Source organism: Pseudomonas sp. DF11, from assembly GCF_058148565.1.
Genome location: NZ_JBYVYN010000012.1, coordinates 1 through 19,367, shown reverse-complemented (window position 1 = coordinate 19,367; position 19,367 = coordinate 1). Strand labels below are relative to the sequence as shown.

Annotated in this window: 13 protein-coding genes; 7 read left to right on the top strand and 6 right to left on the bottom strand. The window is 54.6% G+C overall.

The window, feature by feature from the left end; translation table 11 throughout:
* From AC30D9_RS26385 to AC30D9_RS26355, 7 genes are all read left to right on the top strand, one after another.
* Nucleotides 1-753: a DUF4391 domain-containing protein gene (locus tag AC30D9_RS26385; RefSeq protein WP_490145169.1), complete on the top strand. Its 753-nt coding sequence runs from the start codon at nt 1-3 to the stop codon at nt 751-753.
* 35 nt (nt 754-788) lie between these two features.
* A complete protein-coding gene (locus AC30D9_RS26380) occupies nt 789-2,921 on the top strand; it encodes a site-specific DNA-methyltransferase (protein ID WP_490145168.1) in 2,133 nt (710 codons plus the stop codon).
* Between the two features lie 2 nt (nt 2,922-2,923).
* Complete coding sequence (gene darT, locus AC30D9_RS26375; RefSeq protein WP_490145167.1) at nt 2,924-3,559, top strand: type II toxin-antitoxin system toxin DNA ADP-ribosyl transferase DarT; 636 nt, start codon at nt 2,924-2,926, stop codon at nt 3,557-3,559.
* Nucleotides 3,560-3,573: 14 nt separating this feature from the next.
* Nucleotides 3,574-4,632 (top strand): type II toxin-antitoxin system antitoxin DNA ADP-ribosyl glycohydrolase DarG, encoded by a 1,059-nt coding sequence (darG, locus tag AC30D9_RS26370; RefSeq protein ID WP_490145166.1) that lies wholly within the window; start codon nt 3,574-3,576, stop codon nt 4,630-4,632.
* A gap of 131 nt (nt 4,633-4,763) precedes the next feature.
* Nucleotides 4,764-7,784, top strand: a complete 3,021-nt coding sequence (locus AC30D9_RS26365; protein WP_490145165.1) for a type III restriction-modification system endonuclease — start codon at nt 4,764-4,766, stop codon at nt 7,782-7,784.
* Nucleotides 7,785-7,807: 23 nt separating this feature from the next.
* Nucleotides 7,808-9,835: an ATP-binding protein gene (locus AC30D9_RS26360; protein WP_490145164.1), complete on the top strand. Its 2,028-nt coding sequence runs from the start codon at nt 7,808-7,810 to the stop codon at nt 9,833-9,835.
* Between the two features lie 71 nt (nt 9,836-9,906).
* The gene (locus AC30D9_RS26355; protein ID WP_490145163.1) at nt 9,907-10,827 is read left to right on the top strand and encodes a restriction endonuclease; all 921 of its coding nucleotides are present in this window, start codon (nt 9,907-9,909) and stop codon (nt 10,825-10,827) included.
* A gap of 87 nt (nt 10,828-10,914) precedes the next feature.
* On the opposite strand, the gene AC30D9_RS26350 is transcribed toward AC30D9_RS26355, so the two are convergent.
* The 6 genes from AC30D9_RS26350 to AC30D9_RS26325 all read right to left on the bottom strand — a co-directional run bounded on the left by AC30D9_RS26350 (nt 10,915) and on the right by AC30D9_RS26325 (nt 18,942).
* On the bottom strand, nt 10,915-11,274 hold the full coding sequence (locus AC30D9_RS26350) for a DUF6124 family protein (protein WP_490145162.1): 360 nt from the start codon (nt 11,272-11,274) through the stop codon (nt 10,915-10,917).
* 596 nt (nt 11,275-11,870) lie between these two features.
* The gene (locus tag AC30D9_RS26345) at nt 11,871-13,145 is read right to left on the bottom strand and encodes a glycoside hydrolase family 68 protein (protein ID WP_490145161.1); all 1,275 of its coding nucleotides are present in this window, start codon (nt 13,143-13,145) and stop codon (nt 11,871-11,873) included.
* 619 nt (nt 13,146-13,764) lie between these two features.
* A complete protein-coding gene (fic, locus tag AC30D9_RS26340; RefSeq protein WP_490145160.1) occupies nt 13,765-14,886 on the bottom strand; it encodes a protein adenylyltransferase Fic in 1,122 nt (373 codons plus the stop codon).
* Nucleotides 14,887-15,244: 358 nt separating this feature from the next.
* Complete coding sequence (locus tag AC30D9_RS26335) at nt 15,245-16,249, bottom strand: hypothetical protein (protein WP_490145159.1); 1,005 nt, start codon at nt 16,247-16,249, stop codon at nt 15,245-15,247.
* Between the two features lie 225 nt (nt 16,250-16,474).
* The gene (locus tag AC30D9_RS26330) at nt 16,475-17,887 is read right to left on the bottom strand and encodes an aldehyde dehydrogenase family protein (protein WP_490145158.1); all 1,413 of its coding nucleotides are present in this window, start codon (nt 17,885-17,887) and stop codon (nt 16,475-16,477) included.
* The gene (locus AC30D9_RS26325) at nt 17,884-18,942 is read right to left on the bottom strand and encodes a homoserine dehydrogenase (protein WP_490145157.1); all 1,059 of its coding nucleotides are present in this window, start codon (nt 18,940-18,942) and stop codon (nt 17,884-17,886) included. The genes AC30D9_RS26330 and AC30D9_RS26325 overlap by 4 nt, the downstream gene beginning before the upstream one ends.
* Between the last annotated feature and the right edge of the window lie 425 nt (nt 18,943-19,367).

Sequence of the window (19,367 nt, the reverse complement as noted above, 5' to 3'; positions counted from 1 at the left end):
GTGACTGCCAAGGACATCATTGCAGCGCTGCAGTTGCCTGAGCATGCGCAGGTCAATCAGCGCATATCCAAGAAGCTGCTGATCGAGAACTTAATGCCGACCGCATCTGACCGAAAGCAGATCAGTGACGGTATTGAAGAGATCTACTGGATTGCGGCGCTAAAGCCAGCCAACTGCGGCATACCCGAACTCCGCGACGCGCAGCGCGAATACGTTGAAGTCGCCGTGCTGCAAATGATCCTGCGCCCCGATGCTCGCACCGATAGGCTCGTCGAACTGCTACACCGTGCAGTCCCACACCCAGCGCTGCTGTTGAGCATTCAGGGAAACTCCGTACAACTATCCCTCAGCCACAAGCGCTGGGCACAAAACGAAGCGGGCAAGATTGTGCTGGACGGCACGATACTCACTCAAAGCCTGACCCTGCCGTCTCAGCTCACCCTTGCATTTCTCAATGCAATGGGAATAGATCACCAGCCACGCAGCAACCTGAAAGCCTTTTACCAAGGCTGGATTGATACCCTGCAAGCCCTTCAGGCCGCGCAGCACACTGGCATTTTTCGCGTCGCCCAATGCCAACTTGACGCCACAACACGACATTTGGCACTGCAGGTCTGCAGCGAATTGGAAACCAAAATCCTCGCTCTGCGCGGCAAGGCTAAAAATACACAGCAGATTGCCCGTCAGGTTGAGCTGAACTTGCAACTGAAGCAGTTACAACGGGCACTCGGCGAGGCTCAAGCAAAGCTATAAGCCTATCGGCGCAGCGAATAGGCCGCCAGAACCCCATGCACACGCCAAAATATGCCGAAATGGAATACCATGCTAACCAGCATTACACCGCGCCTGCGAACAAGTACGTGCAGGCAGACCGTGAGGGAATTAGCAGAATGACCATGCAAAAAATCGACGCCCAGTCGCCGGAAGCGCACAGCGCCGACTTCAAGGCCGAAAATATCGCCAAACTCAAAACCCTGTTCCCTGAACTGCTTAATGAAGGCCCCAACGGCGTGGCCATCAATCAGGATGTGCTCAAGCAGCTGGTCGGCGACGCCACCGCAACAGACGCGGACGAAAAGTACGGCCTCAACTGGCACGGCAAACGTGCAGCCCGCCAACTGGCGCTTACCCCCAGCACCGGCACGCTGCTTCCCTGCCCCAATGAAAGTGTGGAGTGGGAGCGCACGCAAAACCTAATGATCGAGGGAGATAACCTCGAAGTGCTTAAGCTGCTGCAAAAAAGCTACGCAGGCAAAATCAAACTCATCTACATTGATCCACCGTACAATACTGGCAAGGACTTTGTTTACCCCGACAACTTTCAAGACAACATAAGCAATTACTTAGAGCTTACAGGCCAGATTGAAAGCGGCCAAAAAATCAGCAGCAACACCGAGAGCAACGGTCGCTTTCACACTGACTGGCTCAACATGATGTATCCCCGCCTGAAGCTCGCGCGTTCTTTGCTGAAAAGCAACGGCGTCATTTTTATATCCATAGATGATAGAGAACTCAACAATCTCCGGACACTCGCGAACGAAATATTCGGGGAAGAAAATTTCGTAGCAACAATAACAGTTGTGAACAACCTAAAAGGCCGCAACGACAAAAAGCATATAGCCGCCTGTCATGAATATGTTGTTATTTATTCTGGAACTGAATTTGTATCCAATGGATTGCCACTCACAGAGGAACAACGCGCAGCGTTCAAACATATAGATGATAGCGGTCTTAAATATGCCTTGCGTGATCTGCGTAAACGCGGGGGTCCTGACAAGAGGCAAGACCGACCAAATATGTTTTTCCCAATTTACTGGAACGAACAGTCGGGCCGGGTATCACTTGAGCGTCTGACCCCAGAAGACATTAAAATTTTACCTATACGTGGTGACGGATCCGAAGGCCGGTGGCGGTGGGGAGCGGATCGAGTTAAGGCATATCTAAATTGGATGCATCCTAAGCGCTCAGACCGAAGCGGAAGATTAGATGTTGAGCATCGTATATATCTCGACCCCTCTATCGCCGTTGACGAAGTAGATGAGGACGACGAGGACGACGAAGGTGCAGTAGAAAGAACTTCAAAACCCAAGTCAGTCTGGATGGGCGGCGAATTCTCTACAGACAGTGGAAAGCGTGCGCTCAAAGAACTGCTGCCCGGTGACTCATTCGACTTTCCTAAGTCGATAGATTTTTTGCGGACCTGTTTTTTGCTGGGAACGAGCGAAAATGACATTATTTTGGACTTGTTTGCAGGTTCAGGATCTACTGCACAGGCGGTAATGCAACAAAACGTAATCGACGGGCAATCTCGTCGCTTTATCTGTGTGCAACTTCCCGAACCTCTTGATATATCTGAAAAATCTCAAAAAGCAGCCGCAATGGTCTGCAAAAACCTAGGCATCGCCGAGAACATTGCAGAACTAACCAAGGAGCGAATTCGCCGAGCGGCAGCAAAAATAAAAGAAGAAAACCGATTATTCTCTGGAGATACTGGCTTTCGGGTATTTAAGCTCAACACATCAAATATACGTGCATGGAGCCCTACTCCGGAGAATCTTGCTCAAACTCTCTTCAATCATCAGGAGCATCTGGTCACGGGACGGACTGAGACCGATGTTCTATACGAGTTGCTGCTCAAGCTCGGTCTAGATCTGTGTGTCCCTATAGCCCCCCAGCAAGTTGCCGGAAAGACAATACACAGCATTGGCGATGGTGTACTGCTAGTTTGTCTTGCAGAAGAGATTACCCGCAGCCAAGTTGAAGACCTGGCACAGGGCATTATTGCTTTACATAAGAAAAACTCACCTGCCGGCGATTGCACTTGTGTATTCCGCGACAGCGCATTTGCAGATGACGTAGCCAAAACTAACCTTGCTGCCATCCTCAACCAAGCCGGCATCAAGAACGTGCGGAGCCTGTAAAAATGACAGTGCCTGCGCAACCCAAGATCTACCATATCTGCCATGTGGACCGATTACCGTCCATCATTGCCAGCGCAGGCTTGCTGTCCGATGCAGTACTGTTGAATCAGGCATTGCCAGGTACGGTCATTGGCATGAACCACATCAAGCAGCGCCGACTTCAGCTAGAGCTGGCCAGCCATCCGGCCTTGCATGTGGGCGAATGCGTGCCGTTCTACTTCTGTCCGCGTTCGGTGATGTTGTATCTGATTTATCGACAACATCAGGATCTAACCTACAAAGGAGGGCAAGGACCTATCGTGCATTTGGAAGCAGACCTACGTGCGGCAGTGCAGTGGGCCAACGCTCAGGCCAGACGCTGGGCGTTCACACTATCCAACGCTGGGGCCTACTACTTCGAAGACAGAGCCGATCTGGCCCTACTCAATGAGGTTGACTGGAATGCCGTGCAATCCCGGCAATGGAGTCAGTGCAAGGAAGGCAAGCAAGCCGAGTTTTTGCTCGAAAATACCTTCCCCTGGCATCTGTTCGAGCGAATCGGAGTGCAGTCCAGGCAAATTTATACGCAAGTAGCTAATGTGTTGCCTGCACAAGAGCACAGACCGGCAGTCGAGCTACGCCCTGAGTGGTATTACTGAATGAAGAGTCAGTCATGATCGAATTTACCAGCGGCGACATTCTGCGGGATGAGTCTGAAGCCATCATCAACACAGTGAACTGTGTCGGCGTAATGGGCCGTGGCATTGCGCTGCAGTTCAAAAACATGTGGCCAGAGAACTTCAAAGCCTATGAGGCTGCCTGCAAGCGCAATGAGGTACAGCCCGGTCGGATGTTTGTATTCGATACAGAGCAGCTCACGCTGCCGCGCTACATCATAAATTTCCCTACCAAGCGTCACTGGCGCGGTAAGAGCCGCATTCAGGACATCGACACGGGCCTCAACGCTCTGGTGACTGAAATACGCAGCCGTGGCATCCGATCAGTCGCAATCCCTCCTCTGGGTAGCGGTTTGGGCGGGTTAAATTGGGCCGACGTGCGCCCTCGTATAGAGGCGGCCATGACTGACCTGCCGGATGTGCGTGTTCGCATCTACGAACCTAACGGTGCACCAGCAGCAGACACAATGCACCACAGCCGTGAAGTGCCAAGTATGACCGCCGGGCGTGCCGCACTTGTCGAGCTGATGAGTCGCTATGTGCGAGGGTTACTTGATCCGACGATCAGCCTACTGGAAGTGCACAAACTGATGTACTTCATGCAGGCGTCGGGCGAACCCTTGCGCCTTAAATACGTACAAGCCGCTTACGGCCCTTATGCTGAGAACCTGCGACATGTATTGCGGACAATTGAGGGGCACTTGGTTGCTGGCTATGCCGATGGTGGAGATACGCCCGACAAGCCGTTAACACTGGTGCCTGGCGCAGTCGAGGAGGCGAATGCCTTCCTGGAAGCGAATGCAGAGACTCGTGCCAGATTTGACCGAGTTGGAGAGCTAGTGGAAGGGTTTGAAACGCCCTTTGGCTTAGAGCTGCTCGCCACGGTGCACTGGATCGTCAAGCAAGGCGAGCCCGTAACCAGCGTCGATGAGGTTGTCGCCCACACCTACGCATGGAACGTTCGCAAGAGGCAATTCACACCACGTCAAATTGGTATCGCCATTGATATATTGGCAGCCAAAGGCTGGATTGAACCTCTCTCGCTCAGCGCCTGAGTCAATACTGCGTCCACCTAACGGGGTTCGCGCTGATGTTCATTAACGACATCGCTCAGCACGAATCGAAGTAACCGATTGACAGGCACTCTTCGCGCTTACGCAAGGGCGAACTTGTATATGGATGAAACATGAAACTGCACTTCGAACCAGATCTCGACTACCAATTACAGGCGATCGAAGCAGTCTGCGATTTGTTCCGAGGACAGGAAGCTTGCCGTACCGAATTTACGGTCACGATGAAGACCTCCACCCCAGCAGAAACTGATCTATTTTCCGGCACAACACCACAGCAGTTTGCGCTGGGCATCGCAGAATCCGACCTTGGCGTGGGTAATCGCCTGACGCTGCTCGACGATGAACTACATAAGAATTTGAACGATATTCAGCTACGTGGCGGGCTACCGCCCTCCGGCATGCTTATTTCAGGCGACTTCACCGTCGAAATGGAGACCGGTACAGGAAAGACTTACGTCTATCTGCGCAGTATCTTTGAGCTGAATAAGCGCTACGGTTTTACCAAGTTCGTCATTGTTGTGCCTTCGGTTGCAATCAAGGAGGGCGTCTACAAATCCCTGCAAATCACAGAAGAACACTTCAAGGGCCTCTACGCAGGTGTGCCCTACGATTACTTCCTGTACGACTCAAACAAACTCGGTGAAGTTCGCAATTTTGCGACCAGCTCAACCATCCAGATCATGGTGGTCACCGTAGGCGCGATTAATAAGAAGGACGTCAACAACCTCTATAAAGACAGCGAGAAGACGGGTGGCGAGAAGCCCATCGATCTGATCAAGGCTACCCGACCGATTCTGATTGTCGACGAGCCACAGAGCGTGGATGGAGGCCTCAAAGGTGCTGGTAAAAGCGCACTGGATGCGATGAACCCGCTATGTACCCTGCGCTATTCCGCAACCCATGTAGACAAACACCAGATGGTCTACCGGCTAGATGCGGTTGACGCTTATGAACGCCGCCTGGTGAAGCAGATCGAGGTTGCCTCAGCCACCGTGGAAGATGCCCACAACAAGGCATTTGTTCGATTGGTGGCAGTGAACAACAAGCGAGGCACCATCTCCGCCAAGATCGAACTGGATGTGGGTACAGCTACTGGTAGTGTGGTCACTCAAGAAGTCACGGTCTACGACGGTGACGATTTGCAACAAACGACCAAGCGAGCGGTTTATCAGGATATTCGCATCGGTGAAATCTACACAGCCAAAGGCGAGGAGTTCGTCGAGCTACGCTACCCTGGCGGCGAGAAGTACCTGCGCATCGGTGACGTTCATGGCGGCGTGGAGCCACTGGCCATTCAGCGCGAAATGATCCGCCGTACTATTAAAGAGCACCTGGACAAGGAAAAGCGCCTCCGCCCCATGGGCATCAAGGTGCTGTCTTTATTTTTTATCGAGTCGGTCGAACGCTATCGCCAATATGATACCGACGGCAATGCGGTGAAAGGCGTATATGCGACCATTTTCGAAGAAGAATACAAACGCTTCGCCAAACACCCGGACTATCAGAGTCTTTTCAGTGAGATCGACCTCAACCATAGCGCTGAAGAGGTCCACAACGGCTACTTCTCCATCGACAAAAAGGGTGGGTGGTCTAACACCACTGAGAACAATGCTGGTAACCGAGAAAACGCTGAGCGCGCCTACAACCTGATAATGAGGGAAAAGGAAAAGCTGCTTAGCTTCAGCACACCTCTGAAATTCATCTTTTCCCACTCTGCGCTCAAGGAAGGTTGGGACAACCCCAACGTATTCCAGATCTGTACGCTGCGCGATATTCAATCCGAGCGCGAGCGCCGGCAGACCATTGGACGCGGCCTGCGTCTATGCGTCAATCAAAGCGGCGAGCGGGTGCGCGGTTTCGAAGTTAACACACTAACCGTGATTGCCACAGAGAACTATGAAACCTTCGCCGAAAACCTGCAGAAAGAGATCGAAGATGACACAGGGATCCGCTTCGGCATCGTCGAACAATACCAGTTCGCAGCCGTTGCAATAACCAATGCAGAAGGCGAGTCCAAGCCTCTTGGTTTTGAACAGTCCAAAGTGCTCTGGGACTTCCTCAAAGCTCAACAATACATTGATACTAAAGGAAAAGTTCAAGACTCACTGAAGCAAGTACTCAAAGATGGCTTGCTTCAACTACCACCCGAATTCGAGGACCAACGCTCCCAAATAGTCGAGCTATTGAAGAAAGTATCCGGTCGTCTGGAGATCAAAAACGCTGATGAGCGCCGTGCAGTCCCGTCTCGCCAAGCAGTACTGCAGAGCGAGGAGTTCAAAGCCCTCTGGGATCGAATAAAACATCAGACCACCTATCGCGTCGACTTCAACAACGAACAGTTGATCGCCGATTGCATCGGCAACCTACAGAAAGCCCCTGCCGTCTTCCGCCCGCGCCTACAGTGGCGCAAGGCAGACTTGGCAATTGGCAAGTCGGGTATAGAGGCTAACGAGAAAAGAGGTGCTTACACTGTCACCCTTGACGAAAGCAATATCGAACTACCGGATATTCTGACCGACCTGCAAGACCGCACGCAGCTCACTCGCCGCACTCTTGTGCGCGTACTTACAGAAAGCAAACGTCTGGACGACTTTAAGCGCAACCCTCAGCAGTTTATTGAGCTGGCGGGCGAAATCATTAACCGCTGTAAGCGCTTAGCATTGGTAGACGGCATCAGGTACGTGAAGCTGGGAGACGACAGTTACTATGCGCAGGAGCTATTCGAACAGCAGGAGCTGACCGGCTACCTGAAAAACATGCTACTCGATACTAAGAAATCCGTTTACGAGCACGTAGTATACGACTCAGGAACAGAGCGTGACTTCGCGCAAGCACTTGAATACAACGACGCAGTTAAGGTGTACGCGAAGCTGCCCGGCTGGTTCCGCATTCCTACCCCTCTCGGTAGCTACAACCCTGACTGGGCCATTCTGGTTGAGCAAGACGGTGCCGAGCGCCTTTATTTTGTAGTAGAAACTAAGAGCAGCTTGTTCAATGATGACCTTCGCCCAGTTGAACAAGCGAAGATTGATTGCGGAACCGCCCACTTCAGCTTACTCGCGAGGAATGAGGCTAGCCTGCACTTCGGCAGAGCTAGCAGCGTAGATGACGTAATCGCTGGTGTTCTGAACTAAATAAATTGGATCAAGAGAACAACATGGATAGCACGATGAGCGAAGAGACAGCGAAGCACCGGACGGGATCAAAATACGTTCATGTTCAAGCGCAGCCGGATCATCTGGAGTCACTCGCTCGCGGAAAGCCAGTCAACGCCCTAGCCGAACTTATTTGGAATGCATTGGACGCCGATGCGGACCAGGTGCATATCCGAATCACTGACAACGAGCTGGGAAGTCCAGTGGAAATCGAGGTTTTGGATAACGGGAACGGCATCACTGTGCAGGAAGCAGAGCAGGCTTTCGGCAACCTTGGTGGTTCATGGAAAAGAGATCATAGAGCAACTACGGGGACACAAAAAAAATTACACGGCAGAAATGGTAAGGGTCGATTCAAAGCCTTCGCGCTGGGGCAAGATGTGATCTGGGACACCATATTTCTTGAGGACGCTGATAGGTTGCTTCAGCACGTAATTAAAGGACAAGCGAGCAGTCTGCAAGACTTCGAAATCAAAGAAGCTCATCCAGCACCGGCAGGCCGACATCGCGGTACCAGAGTACATATCTCGAATCTGCAAGACTCTTTAGGGGTACTAACGCAAGATGGTTCCGCAGCCAGACAGTTTGCCGAGGTTTTTGCCCTGTACCTGCGCAATTACCCAGCCACGAACATAACTTTTCGTAATGAACGCATTGATCCAAAATCGGTTCAGAAGTCGCATGATTCTGTCGAATTGCCAGTCTTCCAAGCAATAGATGGAACCGAGATCCAGGCCAAACTCGATATTGTTGAATGGAGTTTCGCAAAGAAAGAGCGGCGGATATGCCTCTGCGACAGTGATGGTTTTGCCCTTCACGAGGTTGAGGCGGGTATCCGTCCCGGAGGAGAGTTTAATTTCACGGCTTTCTTACGCTCAGACTATATTGCAAAACTGCAGCATGAAAACCTGCTTGCGCTTGATGACTTAAATGCCGACCTCCGTCGCCTTGTCGACAGCGCACGCCAAGCAATGCGCGCTCATTTTCGCCGCAAAAAGGCAGAGACTGCATCGGAGTTGGTTCAACAGTGGAAAGATGAAGGGGTCTATCCCTTCACAGGAGATGCTGATGACGAGTTAGAGCAAGCCCGAAGAGAAGTCTTCGACATCTGCGCTCTGAACGTACATCAGTACTTGGACTCTTTTCGTGAAGGACATCTACGGAATCGCCAATTCACACTGCGAATGATCAAAACAGCTCTTGATGAAAACCCCGAAGCCTTGAAGCGTATTCTTACGGAAGTTTTAGATCTTCCGAGAGAGAAACAATCGGAGCTCGCCGACTTACTTCAGTACACCACTCTGTCAGCCATTATCGAAGCAAGCAAGTTAGTCACGGATCGGCTGCAATTTCTAGTCGGGTTACACGAGCTTCTGTTCGACTCGGAATCAAAACGAGAACTGAAGGAACGCACACAATTGCATCGGATGCTGGAGAGTGAGACCTGGATCTTTGGCGAGGAATACCTGCTTACCAGTAGCGATGAGAATCTAAATACTGTCCTGCGCAAACACCTGGGCAAACTGCGGCCGTCCGAGAAAAAACCTAGAAAGACAAAAGCGGTGCTCCGAGATGATGGCTCACAGGGAGTCATCGATTTGCTACTAGGCCGGGAGGTACCTGCATATGCGAATACACGTCGAGAATACTTGGTCGTAGAGCTGAAGCGTCCATCACAGAAAATTGACCTTGAGGTGAAAGCGCAGATAGAGAGTTATGCGATGGCAGTAGCAGCGGATGAAAGATTCGACAAACACAACACTCACTGGACATTCCTCGCCGTATCGAACGAAATTACTGAAGAAGCGGCACGGTCAGTTCGTCAGCAGGGAAAAGCCTTCGGTTTCTTCCATGATGAGCCAAATCTAAGGATTGGTCTTGCCACATGGAGCGAAATTCTCGGTGCCTCCCGCGCTAGACTAGATGCCTTTCGAAAAAAACTGGACTACACAGCCAGAAAAGACGACGGCATAGCACTGCTTCACAGTAAATACTCGCAGTACCTTCCTCAATCGCTGATGCCGAAGTAGCCGATGAGATTCAGGGGGCCATCGAAGGACGGCGACCATCACTTCTCTAGCTTATGCACAAAAAGGCCTCTATGCCCGTTCCCACCTACGACCAATTCATCGAGCCACTGCTCCGTTTCTTAGCCACCAAACCCGAAGGCGCTCCCGCGCGCGACGTGCAAGAAGCAGCGGCGAAGGCTCTCCAGCTCACCGAAGAACAACGACAGGAATTAATCGCCAGCGGCCAGGCCACTTATAAGAACCGAGCCGGCTGGGCTCATGACCGACTCAAACGTGCCGGTTTATCCAGCAGCGCGAAACGTGGTTATTGGAAGCTGACTGATGCGGGGATGACCTACGCACAAACCAGGGCGGAGCCATTGCCTCAAGACGAAGTGGAACGTCTAGCCATCCGTTATAAGAATGTGACACTGAAAGTCGCTGCAGATGCCGTTCTGCTTGATGAACCGCTTCCCGGGGAGCCGGATGCTACTTCAGCCACCGCCAGTCCTGATGACCGCCTCGAACAAGCTTTGCAAGAGTTGCGAGAAGCTACTGCCGCGGATCTGCTAGACAATCTTCTGCAAGTATCTCCCAACCGTTTTGAGGTGATCGTGCTGGACGTGCTGCACCGTCTGGGCTATGGCGCGAGCCGCAATGATCTTCAGCGAGTGGGCGGTTCCGGCGATGCTGGGATCGACGGGATCATTTCGCTCGACAAGCTAGGACTTGAGAAAGTTTACGTTCAGGCCAAACGCTGGCAGAACACCGTTGGCCGTCCTGAGCTACAGGCCTTCTACGGGGCGCTCGCTGGGCAGAAAGCGAAGCGAGGCGTATTTATTACTACTTCAGGTTTTACCGCTCTCGCGATTGATTTCGCCAAGTCAGTGGAAGGTATTGTGTTAGTGGACGGCAACCGTCTGGTGAACCTGATGATGGATCATGAGGTGGGTGTTACTTCACGCTTACTAAAGCTTCCCGCATTGGATCGAGATTATTTTGATGATGAGTGATGGAAGGCTGTTCCAATTGCGCAGTCATAAAAAAGGCCTTGCCATGCAAGACCTTTTTTTCATACCCGGGGTAAGCGCCGCCCCTTGCTACCTCACCTCAACAATATCCAAAGCCCGATTCGCCAGCAGTTCACTCACCTCAATCACCTGCAAAATTCCCAACGCAAAATGCCGTCGTGATCCCTCAAGACCAAACGCCAGATCACTGATCATGGCATTCGCCGAAGCCAGGTTTTCGCTGAGATTGGCAAGCAGACATTCCGAATCAATATCCGGTGCGATACGGAAGATGGTGTTGGGTTTGTCAGACGTTTCGTTCTTCGGCGTAGGCTTCAGGTAGTAATCCAACGCCCGGTTGGCAGCATCATCAAGCTTGTTGTTACGAGCAGACTGAGCGCGAGACACATGCTCATCGGCAGTCGGAGGGTTCGGTGTAATTTTTGCCATCGACTTAGGTTCCTGTAAGTGGTGCTGCAACCACCTCGCGACTAAACGAGAGGGCGGCAGCTGTGCGCAGGTTAGTCGACCGGTGAACCTAAGAATCCCGGCGCGCCCGGGGGCGCCCTGCGCACAGCCACCATCAATACAGGAACAGCACAGCCTGTCCGACGGGACTTGGTACGCCTTAGGTTGAGACGGGCGACTAAACCCGATCACTGATGCTCAGTGACAGGACTCAAACTACCGACGCCCTCCAAGACGCACAAGCCGGCGGATTCTGGCGTAGTTGTAGGCAATGGCGCAAGGCGATGTCGGTCGTGGCTAGTCTCGTGGAGTCACGATAAACAGCTGGCTGGAATGTTGCTGATGCACCGCTATCGCGAGCAGGCTCGCTCCCACAGAGGAGCTTGTGTGCATACGTCGCTGGGGAATGCATTCGCGACTGGCTGCATCCTTGCAGCCAGTCGCGAAGAGGGTTACGACTCATTGTTCAATGGGGCTTGCGAGCAACATCGCAATGAATCAGGCGGGATATCTCGATCATATCCACAACGGTTTTGTCATCGACCGCAAACCCGCTGCCTGAACCCCCTGCGTCGCTATTACTTGAGTGTGACGTCGAGCATCGGCGGGATGTAACCGTAGTCGTACTCGGCCACCACGAAGGTCTGCTGCCCTTTGATTTTCATGCCCACCGTTGGAGCCTCAGTGCCACCCACACGAATCTGCGTGCCGGTTTCGTCGGTCGGTACGCTGTCGATGAAGGAGGTCACCAGGCCGTTTGGCATTACATAGTGCGAGTAGGTCTGGAATGGCTGGGAGGACGGGTTGCCCAGCACCAGGCCGGATCCGTTCAGCGGCACGTAAGGGCCGAAGAGCGAGTCCGCGACGAAACCGTACACGCCGTCCGGGCCGGTCACGCCGTCGGCGTAGGTGAAGGTATGGCTGATCGTGAACAGGTAGTACTTGCCATCCTGGAACACGAAGTGCGGGCGCTCGGTCTGGTCGTTTACGCCCACGGCGGTCAGCAGTGGCGGCAACATTTCCCAATCATCACCGTCCGCGTCGCGGGCCACGGCGATGCCGACACAGGCGGTCTGGTAGCGCGAGTTGCCGACATCTTCATAACCCGGCGGCACATCGCCGATTTCTGCCTCTCCCACTTTGTGCGAGCCGCGCTCGCCGGCCACGTTGCCCTCGAACAGCATGTACAGCTTGCCGTCTTTCGGATCGCGGAATGGCCACGGGTCGCGGAAACCCCAGAACGCGTTTTGTGCTTCGGTCTGGTACATGTTGCCGTCGGCCTCGAACAGCGGCTTGACCTTCTCGAAGCCGACCATGCTGACACCGTGTTCAGTGGTCACCACCCGACCGCGCACCTTGACGATGGTCGCGCCCGGAGTGACGGCGGTGTAATACAGGTCCACTTCGCCTCGGTCGTTCAACAGGATCGGCGTACCGGCCCATTCGCGAGCGGTCGGCGAAACGCCTTCGGCCATCACACGGCCACCGAATTCCCAGTTCTTGCCGGTACGAGAGAACCAGTAGTACATCTTTGCCCGACCGTGACGATCGTTCCAATCGCGGAGGATGTCGTAGTTACCGTCCTCGTCGAGGTACTGCGGGTCGTTTGGATGACGATCGGCCGTCAGGGTGAAGATCACCGACCAGCCATCGACAGACGTCACGTTACCGTCCAGGTCGCGCAGGGGCATGGTGTCCCAGATAAACACGTCGTTGTTCAGTACCGGGAAATCCGCGCGGACCAGCGGCTGCGTGGTGGTGGGATCGTCTGCCCGGACTTTCAACGCATCAGCGCGGGTCCAAAGGCTGGGTTGATGGGGGGTTACACCGAATTTTTCAGTGGTGGTTTTCATAGGTTATTGCCTCGTCCATGAATGGATTCAAATAAATAGCGATTTAGAAATACTGTATGTGCATACAGTGAAATCACCTTATAGAGACTCACCCATGCGGGTCAAGCAAAAAAAATGCACTTGTGCATATTTTGATTTTTTCTTGGAGCTGATACGTTTCAGCCATGAACATTCGCAGAAGTTCATTCCTCTGGAGATAGGCGACGTTGGCTGCACGTTGGTGCTCTGAGCGCCGCTCGATGAAAAGCGCGCTTAACTGGGCAACGGGCGGAAGGAGTGCATAGAGGGTTCAACTGAGCTTGCGCGTTCTGCGCAAAGCCCAATGTCGAGAGTGAGCGAAGGGCATCGCGGGCAAGCCTTGCTCCCACAATGGTTTGGCTTGGTTGAGGGGGTGGGTTTGCCAGCCTCTTCGCGAGCAAGCCCGCTCCCACAAGGGTCTGGCTTGGTTGACGGGGTGGGTTTGCTGGCCTCTTCGCGAGTAGGCTCACTCCCACAGGGGATGGCGGGGGACGTGAGGTTTGTGCAGAAAAGCATCGAGCAGGTGACCAAACCTGCCCGATGCCAACGACCTGACCTGTCACCCCAACGCATTCAAACAAACCACCTTCGGCTGAGAAGGTCAGGCATAAGGCTTGAACTCATTGTTATCCCGAGCCAACAACTGCATCAGTTTCGGGTGAATAAAGAGCTTTTCCTTGCCGACCTGCGCCTCTTGCAGAACGCCGATGTTGACGAGGTCTTTGAGGTAGCGAGAAGCAGCCTGGCGCCCGGCAATTTGTTTCTCTACGACGTTATGGATGCGGCAGTACGGTTGTTCGAAGATCACATCCACCAATTCACGGGAATAGATTTTCGGCAGTTGCTCACGCACGAATTGGGTGGTGTGTTCGGACAGGCTGCGCATGGCGGCGATTTTGGCACAGGTCCAGCGGGCGGTTTCTTCCACGGCGCTGAGCATGTAGAGCAGCCAGGGTTCCCAGGCCTGTTCACGAGTGACGTCGAGCAGGAGACGGTAGTAATCGGCTCGATGGGCAATGATGTAACGGCTGAGATAGAGGATCGGTAGATTCAGCAGCCCCTCCTGAATCAGGAACAGCGTATTAAGTACCCGCCCGGTACGGCCATTGCCATCGGTGAACGGGTGAATAGCCTCGAACTGGTAGTGCCCGACGGCCATACGCACCAGCGGATCCAGATCCGTCTCGTTGTGCAGGAAGCGCTCCCAGTTAGCGAGCAAATCACGCAGATGGCCTTCGCCGTCCGGTGGGGTGTAGATGATCTCGCCGGTACGGTCGTTGGCCAACTGGGTGCCCGGTACGCGTCGGATGTCCATGTTCACACCCTTGAGCGTGCGGCAGATCTCGACTGCCGTGCCCGTGGATAATGGACGCTCAGCCAGTGACAAGTAGCCGTGGTGCAGGGCTTTGCGATAGCGCAGGGCTTCCTTGGTCGCCGGATCGGCATGGCCGTCAGCCTCCTGGGCATGCTGAAAGAGCAAGTCGGTGGTGGTGACAATGCTTTCGATTTCGGAACTGTCCTTGGCTTCCAGCAAGGGAATGGTGTTGATCAGCACCGTTTGGTTGGGGATCAGTTCGGCCGCCTGCTTCAACTCAGCCAAGGCCGTGCGCGCCTCGATACAGCGTTTGAGTACTGCACGGGTTTCCAATTCGGCTGCCGGAGGCAGGGGCGGTAATTGGTTATACGGCTTATCGGCCTGCCAGACGTTAGGGGCTGCAGTCATGGGGGCGATCCTGGTCCTTTAGATTAAAGGGCAAGGGCGTTCAGTCAGGCGCCCTCTCGTGTCGTCAGTGTAAACACGAGGGGATAACGTGTCGCTGTTTTTCTGTTTTTGCGACACGTTCTGTTCTCATGTCGCTGGCGACGACATGAGAATAAAACGTGTCGTCGAAATTTGGTTTTAGCGACATGGCAGGTTTCTGCACAATTGACGCTTGGTAGAAAATTCAAGGGCATGGCTTGGTTGAGGGGGTGGGTTTGTTGTTTTGACTTCGAACGCTCAGTCACACAATCCTGGCGTGAGCGCGGCTCTGGATTTCACATCAACCGCGGCTCTTTCGGCGGACGGGGTCAGGCTCGGTCTAGGCAATCGCGCAAACAAAACTCCTGGCGCGGCCGGCTTCAATTCCCATCACCCCTATGGGTGTTTCATCGATGGCTTGGAGTCGAACCAAGTTCATGCCTTCACGTCGGTAAACTGAACTGCCCTCCGAATCAGCGTGAACCACATACCCTCCGTGCTTTACACCCAAACGCTGTCTATTGAGAGTAATACTGGCCGAGACCAGGATATGAAAATCCAGGACGTTGTTCTTATGCAGAACCGTCGCGCCAACAAAGTGCTCTGCGCATATTTCCAAAGCGAGTTGCAGCCCATGGATAGCAGGGGTTTCTCGATAACTGCCTGGCATGAATATCTTATCGAACCATAACTCCGTCCCAAACATTTCTTCCAGCCCATCATTCCCGATATTGGGGTAGCGTTTATGCTGATAAAAAACGTTTCCATCCCAAATGATGAAGCCTGTATTCCTGACGATTCCGTCGCTGGCTTTTGGACCTCTTGATTCCATTTCGGCGATCACCGCTTTCGTAGCCCTTACGTAATCGCCATAAATCCCTTTGTTCATGCGGTCAGTCGGTGGTATTTCGTTCACCACCGCATCCATTTCCACATGATATTTTCTCTTATTGATGTTTCTAGCCTGCCCCAGAGATTTCAACTCCCCCGTTTCCCTTTTCAACATCCTGAAATCTGGCCGCATCATTGATTTGGACCAAAGCGTCGTGCCTGGGACCAGTATCAGCCTTGGGTTTCTCTTTGAAACATCCACCAATGCAGCCCGGATGATTTCTTTTTCTTCTTCCGAAAGGAATGAGGCAGGTTTTTCCTTGGAAAAGAGGTACTCGGGAGCAACGACCAAACAGTAATCCAGTTGATGCTGATCGACATTTTTGGCGAAAGCCGTTTTCGCCAAGTACTCCAAGGCCCCAATTCTATGCTGTATGCAGACAAGGCTATTATTGATCGGGATTCGTAATCTGCGTGTATCGAAGTCCCAGACCACCACCAGTACGTTCGGCATCCTTTCCTCCCGCCTGGCTGCTGAGCGGTGCCGCAAGCCGGGTTGGCCGCATTCGTGTGAGGGGGCACTTGGCGCATATTCCAGGAAAATTCAGCTTAGATGAGCCAGGACGATTTGGCCGACAGCCCCTGAAAAATATTTGTGAAGTGCAAGAGTCGAGGCCCTTTGGGATGCAAAAAAAATCAGGCAGGTGACCAACCTGCCCGATGCCAACGACCTGCCCCATCAACCCAACGTATTCAGGCACACCACCTTCGGCTGGGTCATTTCCTCATACGCAAACCGCACCCCTTCCCTACCCAAACTCCCGTATTTCGACCCGCCAAACGGCATCGCATCGAAGCGAAAATCCGACGAGTCATTGATCATCACGCCCCCCGCTTCGATCCGTCGTGCAGCGCTCATCGCGGTGCTGAGGTCGTTGGTGAAAATCCCGGCGTGAAGCGCGTATTCAGGTTCATTAGCTAACGCGATGGCTTCATCGAACGTCTCGAACGGCTGCAACACCACCACCGGGGCGAAGGCTTCGTTGCGCCAGAGTCGGCTGGAATGATCGACATTCTCCAGCACCGTGGCGGCGTAGCAGTTGCCTTGGCGACGGTGCCCGCAGAGTAATGTGGCGCCTTGTTGCAGGGCTTCGTTCACCACCTGTTCAGCGTTCTGCGCGGCCTGTTGGGTGATCATCGGGCCGATGTCGGTGCCTGCGAGCAGTGGGTTGCCGACGACGAGGGCTTGGGCCTGGTTGACGAAGCGTTCGCGGAAGGCGGCGTAGATCGGGGCGTGGATGAGCAGGCGTTGGGTGCCGATGCAGTTTTGCCCGGCGGCCCAGAAGGCGCCGGAGACGCAGCTTTCGACGGCGGCGTCGAGGTTGCAGTCGGCCATGACGATGACCGGGGCGTTGCCGCCGAGGTCCATGGCGAGTTTTTTCAGGCCGGCGCTGCGGGCGATTTGTTCGCCGGTGACGAAGCCGCCGGTGAAGGAGATCATCCGCACGTCGCGGGTGGCGACCAGGGCTTTGCCCAGTTCGGCGCCGCCGGTGGCGACGGTGACCACGGTTTGTGGCAGGCCGGCGGCGACCAGGTACGAGACCAGTTTGAGGGCCGACAACGGCGCCAGTTCGGACGGTTTGAGGATCACCGCGTTGCCGCCGGCGATGGCCGGGCCGAGTTTGTGCGCCACCAGGTTCAGCGGGTCGTTGTAGGGGGTGATGGCGACGATCAGGCCCAGGGGTTCGCGGGTGAACCAGCCCTGGCGCGATTCGGCGCCTTCGTAGGCGTCGAACGGCACGATTTCGCCGGCGTTGCGTTTGGCTTCTTCGGCGGAGAGCTTGAGGGTGTTGACGCAGCGTTTGACTTCTTTTTCCGCCTGTTTGAGGGTCTTGCCGGCTTCGTCGACGATCAGCCGGGCGAAGGCTTTGGCGTCGCGTTCGATGTTCAAGGCAGCCTGTTCGAGGATGCTGGCGCGGCGATGACGCGGCAGTGCGGCGCAGGCTTGGACGCCGCTGCGTCCGGTCTCGAGCAGGTGTGGGACTTCTGAGGCGCACACGTCGGCGACGGTGCCGACGACGCTGCCGTCAAATGGGTTGAGGACTTCGATGTGCGGTTCGACAACCGCCAGGGCCAGGCGCGATACGTTCACAGGGTGTGCTCCTGTTTGCGGGTTGCCGATTGGTGGATGTGGATGATGTCTGAGAGCAATGCGAAGGCGGTTTCAGTGCGGCCTGCGCCCGGACCGGAAACGGTGACGGCGCCGAGCAGTTCGCTGGTGAAGGACACGGCGTTGGTGGCGCCGCTGATGCTCGCCAGTGGGTGGTCGTTGTTCAGCAGGCGCGGTTCGACGCTGGCGTTGATGGAGCCGTCGGCATTGCGGGTGGCGGCGCCGATGAGCTTCCAGCGCGCGCCGTTTTGCCGGGCTTTTTCGATGTCGTCGAGGCCGAGGGAGGAGATGCCGCGGCAGGTGACGTCGTTGACGGTGAGTTTGGCGTCGAGCAGTTCGTTGGCGAGGATCACCACTTTGAGGCGCACATCGTGGCCTTCGACGTCTGCCGTGGGGTCGGCTTCGGCGTAGCCCAGCACTTGGGCTTGGCTGACGGCTTCGGCGAATCCGAGGCCGCCTTCCATGCAGGTGAGGACGAAGTTGGAGGTGCCGTTGAGAATGCCTTCGAAACCGCTGATCGAACTGCCAGCCAGGGATTGCTTGGCCAGGCGAATGACCGGGGTGCCGCTCATCACTGAGCCTTCGTATTCGAAGGCGACGTTGTTGCGCTGGGCCAGGGCCTTGAGCTCGGCGCCGTGCAGGGCGATGGGGCCTTTGTTGGTGGTGACCACGTGCTTGCCGCGCTCCAGCGCCCAGCGGCAGAACGAAGTGGCGGGCTCGCCGTCCACCGGGTTGGTGAAAGTGGCTTCGGCGATGATGTCGGCGCCGCAGTCTTTGATCACCGCTTCGTTGAGGGCATCGACGGTGCCGCCTGGGAGTTGTGACATGGCGCCTTTGACGGCCGGTAGTTTGGCCAGTGAGGCGGCGTCGAGGCCGTGGCGGTCCATCACCGAACCGAGGAACAGATCGGTCACGCCGACGATTTTCAGGGTGAAGCCGAGTTCGGTTTTCCACTGTGGGTTGCGCTCGGCAATCAGTTGAGCCAATGCCCGATTCACACCGCCGAAGCCGACCAGCGCCAGTTTGTATTCAGTCATTTTTGTTATGTCCTTGATCCGGGTGATGAGGTTGTTGGGATCTAGGTTAGGGAGGTGGCGTGGGCAGTGAAATATGCCAATTTGCTTCATTTTATGGGCGTTTTGACCAAGGGCTGGGCGAGGCGTCAGGTGTGGAAAAAGCCAACAGGGGGTTGGCTTTTTAGCGCGGTCCATTTCTGGTAAGGGGAGATATCTGTGGTGTTGGGGGGTATCTGTGGCGAGGGGATTTATCCCCGCTGGGCTGCGAAGCAGCCCCGAAACCATCCGGCACGGTGTGTCAGGTTGATTGAGTTCGATCTGCTTGGGGCTGCTGCGCAGCCCAACGGGGATAAATCCTCTCGCCACAGGGTTTGGGGTGGTTGGAGCATCTGCGGGCACCCTCAGCGGTGGCAAGCATGCTGGGCCCACTGGCAGGACACATGACC